At 64.7% G+C, this 15,760-nt stretch carries 12 protein-coding genes; all 12 read right to left on the bottom strand.

Features of this window, described 5'->3' with window-relative positions:
- Positions 1-3: 3 nt before the first annotated feature.
- Genes FHW96_RS19140 through FHW96_RS19195 form a run of 12 tightly spaced genes read right to left on the bottom strand, consistent with a single transcriptional unit; the run spans position 4 to position 15,688 of the window.
- The gene (locus FHW96_RS19140; protein ID WP_172342188.1) at positions 4-1,089 is read right to left on the bottom strand and encodes a hypothetical protein; all 1,086 of its coding nucleotides are present in this window, start codon (positions 1,087-1,089) and stop codon (positions 4-6) included.
- Positions 1,090-1,107: 18 nt separating this feature from the next.
- Positions 1,108-2,685, bottom strand: a complete 1,578-nt coding sequence (locus FHW96_RS19145; protein WP_172342189.1) for an MBOAT family protein — start codon at positions 2,683-2,685, stop codon at positions 1,108-1,110.
- Between the two features lie 30 nt (positions 2,686-2,715).
- On the bottom strand, positions 2,716-3,594 hold the full coding sequence (locus FHW96_RS19150) for a polysaccharide lyase (protein ID WP_172342190.1): 879 nt from the start codon (positions 3,592-3,594) through the stop codon (positions 2,716-2,718).
- Between the two features lie 25 nt (positions 3,595-3,619).
- On the bottom strand, positions 3,620-4,972 hold the full coding sequence (locus tag FHW96_RS19155) for a hypothetical protein (protein ID WP_172342191.1): 1,353 nt from the start codon (positions 4,970-4,972) through the stop codon (positions 3,620-3,622).
- Positions 4,969-6,462, bottom strand: a complete 1,494-nt coding sequence (locus FHW96_RS19160) for a flippase (protein ID WP_172342192.1) — start codon at positions 6,460-6,462, stop codon at positions 4,969-4,971. The genes FHW96_RS19155 and FHW96_RS19160 overlap by 4 nt, the downstream gene beginning before the upstream one ends.
- Positions 6,459-7,670, bottom strand: a complete 1,212-nt coding sequence (locus FHW96_RS19165; protein ID WP_172342193.1) for a glycosyltransferase — start codon at positions 7,668-7,670, stop codon at positions 6,459-6,461. The genes FHW96_RS19160 and FHW96_RS19165 overlap by 4 nt, the downstream gene beginning before the upstream one ends.
- An 8-nt stretch (positions 7,671-7,678) precedes the next feature.
- Positions 7,679-8,749, bottom strand: a complete 1,071-nt coding sequence (locus FHW96_RS19170; RefSeq protein WP_172342194.1) for a hypothetical protein — start codon at positions 8,747-8,749, stop codon at positions 7,679-7,681.
- Entirely contained in the window at positions 8,749-10,998 is a 2,250-nt protein-coding gene (locus FHW96_RS19175) for a polysaccharide biosynthesis tyrosine autokinase (RefSeq protein ID WP_172342195.1), read from the bottom strand. Before FHW96_RS19175 ends, FHW96_RS19170 begins: the two co-directional genes overlap by 1 nt.
- A gap of 21 nt (positions 10,999-11,019) precedes the next feature.
- Complete coding sequence (locus tag FHW96_RS19180) at positions 11,020-11,703, bottom strand: polysaccharide biosynthesis/export family protein (protein ID WP_172342196.1); 684 nt, start codon at positions 11,701-11,703, stop codon at positions 11,020-11,022.
- 43 nt (positions 11,704-11,746) lie between these two features.
- On the bottom strand, positions 11,747-13,204 hold the full coding sequence (locus FHW96_RS19185; RefSeq protein ID WP_172342197.1) for an O-antigen ligase: 1,458 nt from the start codon (positions 13,202-13,204) through the stop codon (positions 11,747-11,749).
- On the bottom strand, positions 13,128-14,411 hold the full coding sequence (locus FHW96_RS19190; protein ID WP_172342198.1) for a glycosyltransferase family 4 protein: 1,284 nt from the start codon (positions 14,409-14,411) through the stop codon (positions 13,128-13,130). Before FHW96_RS19190 ends, FHW96_RS19185 begins: the two co-directional genes overlap by 77 nt.
- Before the next feature lie 14 nt (positions 14,412-14,425).
- Complete coding sequence (locus tag FHW96_RS19195; RefSeq protein WP_172342199.1) at positions 14,426-15,688, bottom strand: nucleotide sugar dehydrogenase; 1,263 nt, start codon at positions 15,686-15,688, stop codon at positions 14,426-14,428.
- Positions 15,689-15,760: the final 72 nt, after the last annotated feature.

Raw genomic sequence — 15,760 nt, forward strand, 5'->3', positions numbered from 1 at the left:
AAATCAGGAGGCGGCGCGGCAGGAGGCGAGCAAGCGGTCCTGCTCGATCCTATGCGCCATGGCGCGGGCCATCTTATCGGCGCCGAGCGGGGTGAAATGGCGTGCGCCGGTGGTGTAAAACAGATGCTCGCCGTGCGCGGCGGCGGCGCGAAAATCGGCCAGCGGCGAGATAGGCGGCAATTGCTGCTGCACAGCTGTGGGCAGCAGTGCGTAGGATGAGGTCAGATCGCGGTTGGGTATGTCGAAGGTCGCAAACTGGGCGCCATTGCCGCGCACCACATCGCGCGCGTGCAGCAGCAGCGCTCCCGACAGGCGGATCTGGGCCGGGCTGATCGCATAATCGCCATTCTCAACCTCGCCGCCATCCTGCGCGGTGGCGGCCTGCTTCTTGCTGAACAGGGCCAGCAATTGCTTGCCGCGCCAACCGATCTGTTCGCGGGCGAAATTGTAGAACTGGCTGTGATCAGTCAGCAGGCGATAGAGCCGCCAGCGCATCAGCCGGTCCTGCACCGCCACGCCCGGCAGATAGGTCGCGCGGCCCGGCACCAGATGATCGCCGTCGAGCCGGTAAAGCCCGGCGCGCGAATTGTCGTCATAATCTGTAACCTGCCACTGCATCAGCACCAGATCGGGGTGAAACCGACGCCCGACGCTTTCATAGGCGCGCAGGTTTTCGGCCGTACCAAAGCCCGAGACGCCAAAGTTGAGCACTTCGACCGGGCGATCCGGGCGCGAGAGCAGGGCCTCCAGGCGCTTGGCATAGGTTGCCGCGAGGGGCAGTTCGTAACCGATCGTATAGCTGTCGCCGAACAGCGCGATGCGGCAGGTGCGCGGCGGCGTGGTCGGCGGATAGTCGCGGTCATCGCGCATCCCCTGCGAGTTAATGCGATAGGTGACATCGACCTCTGGGGTGACATGGGAATAGGTGGCGTTCGGGATATTGCCGCGAATGCCCGATGGCGTGCCGGTGACATAGCGCGGCATCAAGGCTTGCGGCGCGACAAGGCGCACGAAGACCTCGGCGACCAGCGCGGTCCACAGGGCCAGCGCCGCGATCCGGGCGATCCGGCCCAACAGGGAGGATGACATGAAAAAGCGCCCCGCTTGTCAGAAATCGAAATAGATGAATTGCTGGCCCGCCGAGGCCACCAGCACGAGATTGGCCAGCACCAGCAGCACGACGGCGGTATAGCGCAGCAAAAAGGGCAGCCGGACGAAGGCGAAGCTGCGATCCTCGGCCAGGCGCATCGCGCCTTCGACCGCAAAGAGCGGCAGCGCATAGAAGGCGAAACTGGCCCAAGGCCCCTGCGCCAGACCATGCAGGCCCAGAATGCCCGCCACGATAGCATTGCCCGTTTCCACCCCATTGGCGCGGAAATAGGTCCATGTCAGCGCGATCAGCGGCATCAGCACGGCCCATGCCGCCAGCCCCCGCAACCATGTGCGGTCAGGCCGGAACACGTAATCGTCCACCCGCGCCACGCGATAGAGCACCAGAATGAGGCCATGCAGAAAACCCCAGACGATGAAGGTCCACGCCGCCCCGTGCCACAGCCCGCCCAGCACCATCGTCAGCATCAGGTTGCGGCAGGTGTTCCACGCCCCGCCTCGATTGCCGCCCAGCGCAATGTAGAGATAGTCGCGCAGCCATTGCGACAGGCTGATATGCCACCGCCGCCAGAACTCGGACGGTGTGCGCGAGAAATAGGGCAGGGCAAAATTTATCCGCAGATCAAAGCCCATCAGTGCGGCAAGGCCTCGCGCCATATCGCTGTAGCCGGAAAAGTCGCCATAGATCTGGACACTGAAGGCCAGCACGCCCACCAGCAATTCGCCCGAGGACAGGCCGTGGGGCGCATGAAACACCGGATTGGCCAGCACCGCCAGATTGTCGGCCACCACCTGTTTCTTGAACAGGCCCCACAGGAACAGCAGGATGCCTTGTCGGGCCAGCGTCCAACTGATCGTCTGCACATGGCGGAACTGGGGCAGCATGTGGCTGGCGCGTTCGATGGGGCCGGCCAGGATCTGGGGGAAGAAGGTGAGGAAGGTGGCGAATTCGATGAAATCGTCCGAAGGCTCCAGCCGCCCGCGCGAGACGTCGATGGTCCGCCCGATCGACTGGAACGTGTGAAACGAGATGCCCAGCGGCAGGATGATCGCCAGCGAGACATAGCCCAGATGCACACCCAGCGCGGATAGCGCATGATCGAGCGATTCCCCGAAGAAGTTCATGTATTTGAAGAAACACAGCACCGCCAGATTGACGATCACGCAGGCATGCAGCCAGCGCCGCCGGCGCGTTGTCTCATCCTCGATCCGGTTCAGCGTAAAGGTCAGCGCCGTATAGAGCAGCAGCGCGGCCAGCACCGGCAGAGTCATCAGCGCCAACTGGCGCCCATGGTTGGCCGCCAGCGCCGCCAGCCCGACCCCGCCCAGAAACAGGCAGCTTTTGGCCCATTGATCGCGTGTGATCCGCCGCCCCGCCGCGCCCAGTGCGCTCAGGTAATCGAGCCCGACCGTGAAGGCCAGCAGCGTGGTGAAACGCACATCCCACCAGCCGTAAAAGATGAAGGCCGCCACGATCAGCAGCACGTTGCGCGCCCTGACCCGCCGCCGCAGCATCAGGAACGCCGGATAGAACAGCGCAAAGAAGACCGCGAAGGGCCATGTGAAGAACAGCATCCGGAATACGGCTTTCGGAAAAAAGAAGGATCAGCGGCAGGACGGATCGGGGCGGTGGCTGCTCATCCCGAAAGGATCGGGGCCATAGCGTACCTGAATGGGGCCGATCAGAACGCGGCGCTCGGCCACTTTCGGATCAGCGCCGTCATAGTGCCAGCTCGATTCATAGATCCCGGCCTTGAGATAAGGCCCCAGATAGTCGCGATGGGCATTGGGGCCTTTGTCGTCGGTGACGATCCGGTCGCCCAGCCACAGGCGCAGGCGGCCCTGACCGGTGCTGGACCACAAGGCGCTGATTGTCCAGCATTGCCAGCGGCCCGTGGCAAGGGGGGCCTGACCGATCTGGCTGATGCCCTGCACGGCGCCATGGGGCGGGGTGGCGATGCGGTCGTCCCAGCTCTTGTGGATTGTCCAGTGATCGCCCTCGATGCCTATGTCGAGCGGGGGATATTTGCCTGGTTCAAGCAGCAGGACATCGCGCGATCCATGCCATTGAAAGATGATCGAATGGCGCGATGAAGGCACCCAGTCTGCGGGAATGTAGGCCGAAATGCGATACCACACCTCTTGTCCCAGCGCGTTGGGGCGCAGGCGCAGCTCGGCGCGGTGGTTGCCTTTGACCAGAGGCTCGCCCGAAGCGACATGGAATTCGCGCACCGTCCGCGCCGGGTTCTGCGGATCGGCCACCAGCCGAGTCGATGTTGCGCAGCAATATTGCAGCGCATAATCGGCCTTGCCCAGCATCAGGTCTGTTTCACTGGTGCCTGCCGGTTCGCTCTTGCCAAAGGTGACATTGACCGGCTGTCCATAGGGCAACGTGAAATGATGCGCGGCCAACGCGCCGCCGCCCGCCAGCGCGAAACCGGCCACCACCCACGGGGTCAGGCGGCGCATACGAAAGGAAGCCATCGGATAAAGTCCCTTGGTGAAATGATTATCGCGCAGCGACGGGGCGGGCATGCTGCCGGGCGTTGCGGGCGCGCTGCTCGGCGATCACGCGGCTCTGGCGCAATTTGTCCTGGCCGCGGGCAAAGAGCGCGCAATTGGCCCCGCAGCCCAGCAGGACCGCAAACCAGATCTGCACCCCGCTGAACAAGGCCACGAAAAAGCCGCCCAGCGTTACAACGCTGATGGTCATGCACAGGCCGCGCAAAAAGCGCGAGTCCGTCCGGTCAACCAGACGGCTGCCTTGACCCAGTTGGAACATCACCGAGATCGTGGCCAGCAATTGTGCGGCGGGCACCGCATAGCCATAGCGGACGGCCAGCAGCAGCCAGTAATTGTCGATAGTGTCCGACACCATCCACACCGGCCGGGCAAAATGTCCGTCGCCCAGACCAAAGATCGGATGGGCGGCCACCGCGGCCCCGGCAAATTGCCAGGTCAGCGCGCGATAATAGGCCGTGTTGCCGTCCATCGCGAGCTTCACCGTCAGGCCGATCAAGCCATGCGTGCTGAACAACTGATAACCGGCAAGCCCCAGACCCACGACCAGCAACAGCCCCTGCCAACGGATGCCGCGCACCATGCGGGTCAGTCGGTCATAGAAGAGCAAGCCAAGGCTGAGCGCCAGCATCATGAAAGCGGTCGAACTGACCGTGAAAAAGGCAAGGCCACCGGCCAGCAAACCGAGTTTGCGCGGCCATCCGCGCAAATGGGAGGTGAAATACAGCGGCACCACCGAGGCCAGATACAGTCCGCCCAGAATGGGATGCGGAAAAGTCCCCACCCCGCGAAACAGCCCCATGCGCGTCTGATAATTGGCCAGCGAGGTTACCACGATGCCCATCGCCTCAATGTTGGGAAAGATCTTTTGCACGGCAGGCTGGATGATCAGCCCATGCGTCACGCTTTCGATCATCACCAGCAATCCGGCCAGCAGGAACATCGGTGCCATGATGACCAGCAGGCGGCGCAGATCGTTAATGCTGGCGATCGAGGCGCGCGCTACGACATAGCCCAGCAACAGATCCATCGCCACGGAAAGGCTGCGCTGGATGCCCGCAGCAAAACCCTGATTGGCGACCATCGCGGCTACCATCCAAAGGACGGAGAACAGCACCATCAGATCGGAAGGCACCGGCTTGCGCACATTGGCCGGAGCATGGCGCACGATAAAGGGCAACAGCAGCAGGAAAGCGAGGCGATAGGAGAACAGCTCAATCCCCCCCAGCGTCACGCGCACTTCGGGCGGCAACAGGGTGGTGAACAGGATGATCGCGGCGATCCAGACCGGCCCGCGAACCTCGGTCCGGGGCGACGTGGAGAAGGGGGTGGCGGGCGTCATGACGGGTTTCCAATCGGAGCGGAAATTCGGGCGGGGCGCAGCATCCTGCGCAGCGCTTGCGGCAGAGGCAGCCGGTCGAGCAGATCCTGAGGCATCACCAGCAGCGCGGCCAGCGTGCCGACCAGCCCCGCCAGCGCGGCAAGAGCGATCTGGGTGGGCAGGGCCGGCACCGGGCCAAGAGTGAGCCACGCCTCAAGGCCCAGCAGCGCGGCCAGCGTGCCCAGCATCAGGCGCAGGCGGGGAAAGCCGGTGTCGGCAAACCATGACAGCAACACGCCATCGACCACCATGCGAATGAAAAAGGCCCATGCGCCGCCCGCCAGCCCAAAGGTTTTCAGCGACCAGTAGAGCCCCGCGATGTAGGGCAGCAATTCGGCGGCCATGATCTTGGTGACCAGATCGGGGCGCCCGCCTGCCTGAAGCCGGGTGAAGGGGATTTGCAGAAAGGTGTTGAGCCAATAGGCCAGCATGAAAATCCGGGCGAGGGGAGCCGCCTGCGCCCCTATGTTCTGGCCCAGCCATAGCCGCATCAACGGGTCCATCAGCACCAGCCCCACCGCCATCGCGGGCGTGACCAGGGCATAGAGCAGATCCGCGCCATAGGTGGCCAGTTTGACCGCTTCCTCGCGCCCTTCGGTGGCGAACCGGGGAAACAACGCGCTGGCCACCGATCCGGCAACGCCGGTGATGCGCTTCACCGCCTCGCTGGGCACGTTATAGATCGTGACGGCCACCGGACCCAGGATCGAGCCGATCAGGAAGCGGTCGGTAAAGGCCAAAAACGGGATCGTCATGGACGAAAGCGTCATCCAACTGCCGTAACGCAGCAGGCGCATCAGCTGCGCGCGGTCCCATGCCACCGGCTCGTCCAGCGCGAATTCGCGCCCGCAGGCCCGCCACAGAGAAAAGACCGCAAAGCCGCGCGCCAGCAGCGAAGCTGTTACCAGCAGCCGCAGATCGACCCCGATACGCCATGCCACCAACAGCGGCAGGATCTGAAACAGCGTGGTCGAAGTGGCCGAGATGCGGTTGGTCAGCAGGAATTTCTCGCGCCCCATCAAGGCCCCGCTCAGTACGCCAAGGGTGGTGGCGATGGGCAACGCAAGGGCGACCAGCGGGGTGGCTGAAACCGCCTCGGCGCGCAGATCGGGGGTAAGGGAAACCACGCGGGAAAAGATGATATAGGCCGCGATCCACAGGATCAGACAACCCACCGCGCCAATCGCCAGATTGGTCACCAGCGCGGTGTGAAAGGCTTTGGCCCGCTCGGCGCGGGGCGCATCGCGCAATTCGGCGATGCGCTGGGTGGTGGCGCGGCCAAGGCCCAGATCGAACAGGCCGAAATAGCCAAGGATCAGCCAGACCAGCGAGAGCACGCCATAGCGCGCCGGGCCGATCAGATGGATATAGGCCGGCACCGTGGCCAGCCCCAACACTGTGGGAATGATGAAACCCACCAGATTATAGGCGGTATTCTTGCCGATACTCATAGAGCGGGTCCGTTTGTGGCGTAGGTGAAGGCAGAGCCAGAGGCATGGGTAGGGGCGAGGGAGAGCCCTTGGGCAAAAGTGTCGGCAATGGCGGCGCGGGTGAAACGGGCGGCCTCGCCCGAGGTCTGCCAGCGCGCCAGTGCGGTTTTGAGCGCGGCTTCGTCGCGCATCATGCGGGCCATGCCATCGGCTATCATGGCCGTGTCGAGCGGGTCGACCGCGATGGCGAAGGGCGCGCCGTCGAAATAACCGTCGATGGCGCGCCCTTGCGGATAGGCCACCGGCAGGCCCGCCATCAGCGCCTCGATAAAGACCATGCCAAAGCTTTCGCGCAGGCTGGGCAAGGCAAGGCCGATGGCGGCGTTGAATGTTTCGGGAATGGCCGCATTGGCCACCGCCCCGCGCAGCATAATGCCGGCATGGGCACCGACCATACGCTCGACCCGCGCCCGGTCATGCCCGCTGCCGCCGCCCAGAATATGCAGTTCAACATCCGGGCGATTGGTGCGCAGCGTCTGATGCGCAGCGATCAGCCGGACCAGATTCTTGCGCCGCGCATTGCGCAGGTGAAAGGCGGTGACGATGGCATCGCCCCCCATGCGCGGCGCGATAAAGCGGTCGGCGGCAAGCGGGCAGGGCAGCAGGATGGATTGCCCTGCCCGAGCGCCGAGCCTCGCCTCAACCGCGCGCAGCGACCATGGGGCCAGCGAAAAGACCACGCTGGCCCCATGGAAAACGCGGGCAAAGGCGGGGCGAAGATCGGGACGGGCGGCAAGAATTTTGGTGTCAGTGTCGCCCTGAATGGTCAGGCCATAGGGCACGCCCAGCGCCGCCGCGATGTGTGCGGCAACAAGGCCCTCGACTGTCAGCTTATGCCCCATGATCAGCCCCGGGCGAGGCCCTGCTGCGATCCGATCCAGCAGCGCATCGGCCAGACGGCGCAGCATTCCGTGATGCCACAGGCCCCGTCCCGGCGCGCGATAGGCCAGCGTGGTCAGCGGGCCGTCGATCTGAGCGCGGGCAATCGGATTGCCGCCCAGCAGCGTGGCGATGGCGCCCATCGGGCCGGGCGCGACGCGGTTGAGAGAAACAATCTGCTGATCGAACCGATCCCGGACCAGTTCGACCAGCGTCTGGATGGCGCGCGTCTTGGCCGGGTCGATCCGGTCGGGGAAATCGGCGGAAAGGTGAAGGATGGGGCCGTTCATCGGTGTGATCATCGCGCGGGGGCAATGGCGTGCAGCGTGGGGGCCGCAATCGGCCCTTCGCCGCCCGCCAGTGTCAGCCATGGGGTGGGACAGGCCGGGGCAATGATGAAGGTCTGGCGTGCGTACAGCGCTTCGGTGGGGGCGGGCATGGGATTGGGCCCGCAGGACAGGCCCCAGCGCCAGCCCTGTGCATCATCGCCGGGGGCGCCGGTGGACAGCAGATAGGCGCCGGGCGCCAGCAACAGCCGACGCACCGCCACGCCCACGCCTTCCGATCCGGGCGAGAGATGGCCGTCGGACAGCGCCATGTCGGGCGAGATCGTCCAGTCGAAGGCGGTGGGATAGAGCAAAGCCTGCGCGGCGGGCCAGTCGAGCCGGTTGGGGCCGGAGGCAGGCTCGACGGACTGTTGCCACAGGGCATGGGCCAGCGGGGCCTGCCCCTTGGCCAGACGCAGCGCGACCAGCGGGGCCCATGTTTCGCGGCCCGGATGGGTGGCGGCCATGACCTGTCCCTGCATCGCGGGGGGCAGGTCGAAGCCGTGGCGCCGCAGCCATGCCGGGGCCCATGGCTCGCCCTGACGCAGCAGCGCGAGCAGGGCGGGCTGGCAGGCGGGCAGGGTGGCCGCGCGCGTGATGGCCGGGGCCAGCGTGTCGAACCCCACGCCCTGACGCATCAGCGCCGAGGCATAGGAAAGCGCTGCCGGGCAATCGCCATGGCGCACCGCCATGGCATAAAGTCTGCGCTGGGTTTCGGCATCGCGCCAGCCCAGCCTTGCGCCCAGCGCCAGCAGCCTGTCGCCGCGCGGGCCGGGCGCGGCCATGGCGAGACGGGTCAGCGCGGGTTGCACGATGGTGCTTTCCTTCAAGGCCCGCCCCGACAATTCGACCGATAGATCGCGCGCATCGGCCGAGCGCGCCGCGATGGCCGCCCCCATTGGCAGGGCCGCGGCCGCATCGATCAGCTTTACACTGATCAGCGCATTGGCCAGCGACACGCTCAGCACCGCGGACAAAGCCGCGATGCCGACCGCGCCGGCCACCAGCCGACGGTTGCGCAAAGAGGGCGACGCCATGCTCATCAGGCCGTTTCGCCCTCGGGCAGGTTCCGCTCATAGCGATAGTTGTAGTAGTAGTAATAGCCGGTGCTTTGCCCATAGCCGGATTCGACCGGGTTGAACTTGGTCAGCACCGCGCCCAGCACGCGCGCGCCATTGTCGCGCAGGCGGCGCAGCGCGATCTTGGCCTGACCGTTATGTGCGCGGCCCGCCTCGGCGATGAAGATCACCGCGTCCATATGGCGCGCCAGCAGCGGCGCGTCGGCCAGACCCATCACCGGCGGCGCATCGACGATCACCACGTCGAACATTTCCTTCAACCGGTTCATAAAGGGGGCGATCACGTCCGAAGACAACAGATGGGCCGGATTGGCCGGACGCGCGCCCAGCGGCATGAAGAACAGGCCGGCGGTTTCGCTCTGGTGGATGGTCTCGCTGAAGGGCTTTTGATGCACCAGCCCCTCGGTCAGACCGCTCAGGTTGCGCGCATGTTTGAGCAGGCGGTGTTGAGACGGCGCGCGCGTATCGGCATCGACCAGCAGCACACGGCGTCCGGCGCGGGCAAAATCCTGCGCCAGCGCATAGGCAGTGGTCGATTTGCCCTCGGCGGGCGAGCTGGAGGTGACCAGGATCAGCTTTTTCACATCGCCGCCCGAGGCATAGTCGATCGTGCTGCGCACCGAATAATAGGCTTCGGCCAGACCCGATTTGCCGTCGTTCAGGCTGTCGAGCACATTGGTCATGCTGGCCGGAACCACACCCAGCAGCGGCAGGCGCAGCTTGTCCTCGACATCTTCGGGCCGTTGCAGCGTTTCGTCGAACAATTCGCGCAGCAGCGCCGTCGAAAGCGCCAGCGTTACCCCTGCAACCAGACCGATCAGCAGATTGCGCCACAGGATCGGCGAGACCGGATCCTCGGGCACGCGGGCCTTGTCGATGACGGCGATATTGTTGGTGTCGACATCCGCGGCGGATTCGATCTGGTTGAGGCGCGTCAGCAAGTCGCCCAACTGGCGGCGCAGCGTGTCGGCATCGCGCACGATCAGGTTGAGCTGGACCCGCCGTTCCTGTTCGCCCAGCGATTGGCTGGACAGATTGGTGCGGCTCTTGGCCAGATCCTGTTCTTTGTGCAGTGCGCCCTGATATTCGGCGCGGATCGAGGCACGGATGTTCTGGCCCACCGTAGCGATCTGGTTTTCGATCGAGGCAAGCTGCGCGGCGGCTTCCATCACTTCGGGGCGGTTGGCGGCATAGCGTTTGCGCAACTGGGCCAATTGGGCCGCCGTGGTGGCGCGGCTCTGCAACAGCCCCTGAATGCTGGGGCTGTTGCGACCTTCGGGCAGATCGAGCGGCGAGCTGGACTGGGCCACGCGCCAGCGGCCTTCGGCGGCGATGCGTTCGGCCTGCGCCTGGGCATAGGCATCGTTGATCGCGATCAGGTTGGCCGTGACGATCGAGCGGCCGTTGCCGGTGTCTTTGCTGCCGCCATTGCCCTTGCCTTCATCGGCGCCTGATGCGGCATCGCCAATGTCGATCAGGTGATACTGGCGGGCGTAATCGATGGCTTTCTGTTCGGCGCCGCGCAATTCCTGCTGGGTTTGGCTCACCTGATTTTTCAGGATTTTGCGGGCATAGGCGTTCATTTCATAACGCTGCAGCACGTTCTGGCCGATATATTTGTCGGCATAGGTGTTGGCCACTTGCGCCGCGATCTGCGGATTGCGGCTGCGGAAGGAAATGGTGGCGACGCGATTGTCGGTGGGGGTGGTCATCTTGACCGTCTGCTGCAACAGGGTGATGACCTGTTCGCGCCGGGCGGCATCGGCGTCCTTCTTGCTCAGCCCATCGCTTTTGACCTTCTTGCCCATGCTCAGCAAGAAGCGGTCATCGCGGGCCAGCGCCATTTCATCGGCCACCTGCGTTGCCAGTGTGCGGCTGGTTACGATGCTGCTCTGCGTGGCCAGATAGCGCCCGGTGTCACTGGTGGTCACGGTAGGGTCCAGATCCTGACCTTCCAGGATTTTGGCGCGTTCATTGTCGATCTTTACCGAGACCGTGCCTTCATAGATGGCGGGCATCATCCATGTGACGCCCAGCGCCAGCACCGGACCCGCCACGATCATCGGAAAGATCAGCTTGCGCTGGCGATAGAGCATCGCCCGGATTTCGGACATGGTGATGCCATTGTTTTCAAACGGTTCAGCCGAGGAGAAATTCGGCAGGAAACGGTCGATCAGGCTGGTAGCAAGCGAGGGTTCTTGGGCATTGGCCATGATGGAAATTCCTGTACCCGGTCAGAAACGGGTGAAGACGTTGAAGACGGGGGCGGCTTGCAGGAAGTCCTGCCAGGCTTGGGTCAGGCCCGAGAAGCCGACCTCGATCCGGTCGCCGGGCAACAGGCGCGGATTGGACATGCGTCCGGCCCGAACCAGTTTGAAATCGAACACGGCAACGCTGCGCACATCGCCTTCGGTGCGGAAAATCGCCACGCGGTCCAGCTTGGCCGCGCGCACCGGCCCATGGGCCAGCGCAATGGCATCGACCAGCGTGGCGCCCACCGGATATTGATAGATGCCCGGCTGTGTCACCGCGCCCTCCACCGTCACCCGGCGCGAGGCGCGTTCGACGATGTTGATCGAGACCTGCGGCTGGTTGATGTAATTTGCGGCCAGACTGGCGCTGATCTGTCTGGCCAGCTCGTCGGGCGTGTGGCCCACCGCTTTGATGCGGCCAACGCCGGGCATGGAGAACGTGCCGTTGGCGTCGATCATCACGCTGGCCGCGCTCAGATCGGGCTCACGCGCCACTACGATGGCGATCTTGTCATCGGGCCCCAGCGTGCCGGGATCAGCGGCAGGCAGGGGCATTTCGAGCGGGGCCGTCTGGCGCTGTGCCGCCTGTGGCGGGTCGGTCAGCTTGTACCTTGGCCCGGCCATGCATCCGGCCAGCAGGGGCAATGCGGTGCCAAGCAGCGCCAAGGATCGCAATGTCGCTAAGTGTTTCAAGGTATACGACCTCTTTTCAGGAACCGTGTTGTTCACGTGGACGGTTGGGGGTGGTGCGGTTGGCGGCCATTGCCCAGCACAGCAGCGCGAGCGCGCCGATGGCATGGGTGCGGGCCGGATAATCGACGAAGGAATGCAGCGCGATCAGCGCCGGGGGCAGCAGGGTGAGGATCACCTCCATCCGCTGGCGCCCGCCGCGAGCGCTGTGATTGTTGCGCCATGCTGCGGCCAACGTCAGCCACAGCGCGGCGGCCGCAAAGACCAGTCCGGGCAGGCCCGCCTCCAGCGCGATGTCGAGATAATCGTTATGGGCATGGTTGAGGTAACGCTCCGAAACGCTGACCAGCGGCTCGTGCATGGCAAAGGCCTCGACAAAGGTGCCGAGGCCCGACCCCACCGGCCAGAACGCGGCGGCGGCATGGGACACATCGCGCCAGAAGGTCCAGCGCTGGTCCTGCTCCACCGCGCCACGCAGGAAGGGCGTGGCGAGGCGTTCGACCCCGTTGGAGGTCATCAGCCAGATGCACAGCACGATCAGACCCATCGGCAGCAGGCTGCGCATGATCCATTGCGCGCCGGCCTGCGCCGACTGGCGCTGCCACGCCATGCTCGTGCCGGCCAGAGATAGGACCAGCAGGACCACGCCCGCGCGCGATCCGGTGACCAGACACAGCGCGGTGACCAGCCCGGCGGCGATCAGCAGCACGGTATCGGCGCTTTGCCCCATCAGCCGGGCGCGGCGGGCGGCCGGATCGAGCCGTCCCAGCCACAGCGCCAGCAGCGGCAGCATACAGGCGAGAAAGGCGGCCTGATGGTTGTGATTGGCGAAAAAGCCGATGGGAAAATCATAATCCCCCAGCGGATAGAGCCGCAGCCAGCCCCTCTGGCCCAGCGCCAGTTGGGCAAAGGCGACGATGGCCGAGGCGACAAAGGCGATGGGCAGCGCATCGAGCAGCGCGGCAATCCGTTCGCGCGGCGCGGTACGCACGGCCAGATAGATGCTGAGCGGCGGCAGCAGCGCGACCAGCGCCCCCAGCGTCGCCCCCGGATCGAGCGTCAAAGGCCGCCAGCGCGCGGCGGGCAGCAGCGCTTCGTCAATCGCACGCGCCACATCACGCCCCGGAAAAGCATGCCAAAGCGCAGGCGGCAGCGGCACAAGCTGTAGCGCGATCAGGCCCAGCACCGCGATCAGAAAGCGGTCCATCCCCACCATAGGGCGGGTCAGCACGCTGTGTCGCGAGCCCAGCGCACAGACAATCACCGCGCAGGCGGTCAACTGGGCCACGAAGCCGGGCAGCGGCATCGTCCAGTTGCCGCCGCCCATCAGGATGATGGTCAGCAGCGCCAGCGTCCATCCGCGCCGGGGCCAAGGAGAGGTGGGGGCCACAATCAGCCGGTCAGGAAGGCGAGCCGGGGAGCGGCTTGGCGGCGGCAGGGCGGGCGGCGGCGCGAGCGCGTCCTTTGCCCAGCGCATGCCAATAGGCCGCGATCAGCGGTGCCTTCTGGCGATCCCATGAAAATTCAGCTTCGACGCGGGCGCGGCCATAGCGGCCCATCTGTTCGCGCAATTCGGGATTATCGATCAGATGGAGGATCTTGTCGGCCATATCGAGCGCATCATTGGGCCGGGCATAAAGCGAGGCCTCGCCTGCCGAGAAGCGGCCTTCCTTGACGTCGAACTGTACCTGAGCCTTACCAAAGGCCATATATTCCAGAACTTTGTTCATGGTGGACTGGTCGTTCATCGGGTTCACCCGGTCCGGGTTCACACAGACGTCGGCGGTGGAAAGCACGCCAAAGAGCACGTCATCAGGCGCGCGGCCGGTGAAATGCACATAATCGCCAAGGCCCATATCCTGCGCCATCGCCTGCAAGTGCTTGAGGCTGGAGCCGCCGCCGACAAGGCAGAAGCCGATGTCCTGACGCCCGCGTTCCAGCACGATGTGGCGCGCAGCCTCCAGCAGCAGGTCGATGCCCTCCTGCTCGCCCATCACGCCGACATAGCCGATCAGATGCTTGCGTCCCTGCTTGAGGCTTTCCTCCGGCGGGCGCTGTTTCAGCCGGGCGAGGTTGGGGCCCGAGCGCACCACGAACACATCGCCCTCGGCCACGCCCCCGCGCCGCATGGCGATCGAGCGATAGGAATTGTTGGTCGAAATCACCACATCGGCGAAGCGGAAGTTCAGCTTTTCCGCCCAGCCGATCAGTTTCCAGCCAAAACCGCGCTTGCCGAATTTGGCCTCATACAGTTCCGGGTTGATGTCGTGATGGTCGAAGATATAGCGGCGGCCCAGCCAGCGAAACTGAAGCGCGATGACAAAGCCCAGATCGGGCGGATTGCACACTTGCAGCACATCAAAGCCGCGCCCGAAAAAGATCCGCCATGCCAGCAGGGTCTGCCAGAACAGGGCGATGCCATATTCCAGCAGATAGCCGCCCGCGCTGGCTGCATCGCGATAGAGCGGGTGGCGATGGATATGGATGCCGTCGCGCAGTTCATAGCGCGCCTCATAGCCCGGCGCCGTGGGGCAGATGATCGACACCGTGGCCCCGGCTTCCTGAAGCGTGGTCGCCTCCTGCCACACCCGCCGGTCAAAGGGGACCGGCAGGTTTTCAACGATGATCAGCAGGCGCTTGCCCTGCAATTCGCGGGTGTCCGATGGTCTGGCGGTGTCGGGCATGGGGCGGCGCTCCCTTAGATCTTGCTGAGATCGACGACCGGGCGGTCGGCAAGGTCGAGCTTCTTGCCCGTGCCGTTGCACATCACGATGCGGTCAAAACCGGTGGCATTGGCCTGCTCGGCGCTGAGCAGCAGGCGCTCGATCTGGGGGATGCGGGCATAGATATAGCCCAGATTGGCGCCCACCAGCTTGCCCCCGTCGATGGCGGGGTCGAAGATCGACAGGTCATAGCCGGCGCTCAGCAACATGCGGGCAAGGTCGACATTGGGGCTTTCGCGCAGGTCGTCGGTTTCCGCCTTGAAGGCCAGGCCTGCCAGCAGGATCTTGGCGCCCGGCTCCAGCCCTTCGCTGGCGCGGGCAAACATGCGGTGCTTATGCGCGTCGTTGGAGCGCAGCAGCGAGTCGACCAGATGGGTGTTGGCCCCGCATTCGGCGGCAATCCGTTGCAGCGCGCGCACGTCCTTGGGCAGGCACGAGCCGCCAAACGGGCTGCCGGGGCGCAGGTAATGCTTTGAGATGTTCAGCTTGGTGTCGGAAACGAAGATGTCATAGACATCCTGCGCATTGATCCCCAGCCCGAGGCACACCCGGCCGATCTCATTGCCAAACGCGACCTTGACCGCGTGCCATGTGTTGTCGACGAATTTGGTTGCTTCGGCCTCGCGGAAACGGACGTAGAAGCGCGGCGCTTCGATGGCCGCATAGAGCGCGTCCATCGTGGCCGAGGGCTTGCCGTCGGCGGTGCCGATGACGATCTTGGGCGGGGCGAAATAGTCGTAAACTGCGGTCGCCTCGCGCAGGAATTCGGGGTTATAAACCAGCTCGATCAGGCGGTCGGTGTCGGCCCCATGGCGCGCGGCAAAGATCGGGTGGACCAGATCGTCCATCGTGCCGGGACGGATGGTCGAGCGGAACACCACCGTCAGCGGCGTTTCGCGCGCGGTGTCCACCGCCGCCGCGATCTGGCGCGAGACATCGGCGATATAGCGCATGTCATGGCTGCCGTCCGGCCCGCTGGGCGTGCCCACGCAGACCAGCGCCAGATCGGTGTCCCGCAGCGCTTCGACGACATTGGTCGTGGCCGTGATCAGCCCATCGGCCAGACCTTGGGCCAGCATCTCATCGACCTTGGGCTCGGTGATGGGCGAGCGCCCGGCGAGGATGGCGGCGATCTTGGCATCGCTGACATCGACGCCAATGACATGGTGCCCTTCGCTGGCGATGCAGCAGGCGGCGGTGAAACCAACATAACCCAGACCGAAGATGGCGATTTTCACAGGATGGGAACCTTACGATAATAGAGCGGGACATCGCGGCGCGCACAGACAGGGGCCTTGCGCCCGTCTTTG

This window comes from Novosphingobium sp. SG751A, from assembly GCF_013149295.1.
Classification (GTDB): Bacteria; Pseudomonadota; Alphaproteobacteria; order Sphingomonadales; family Sphingomonadaceae; genus Novosphingobium.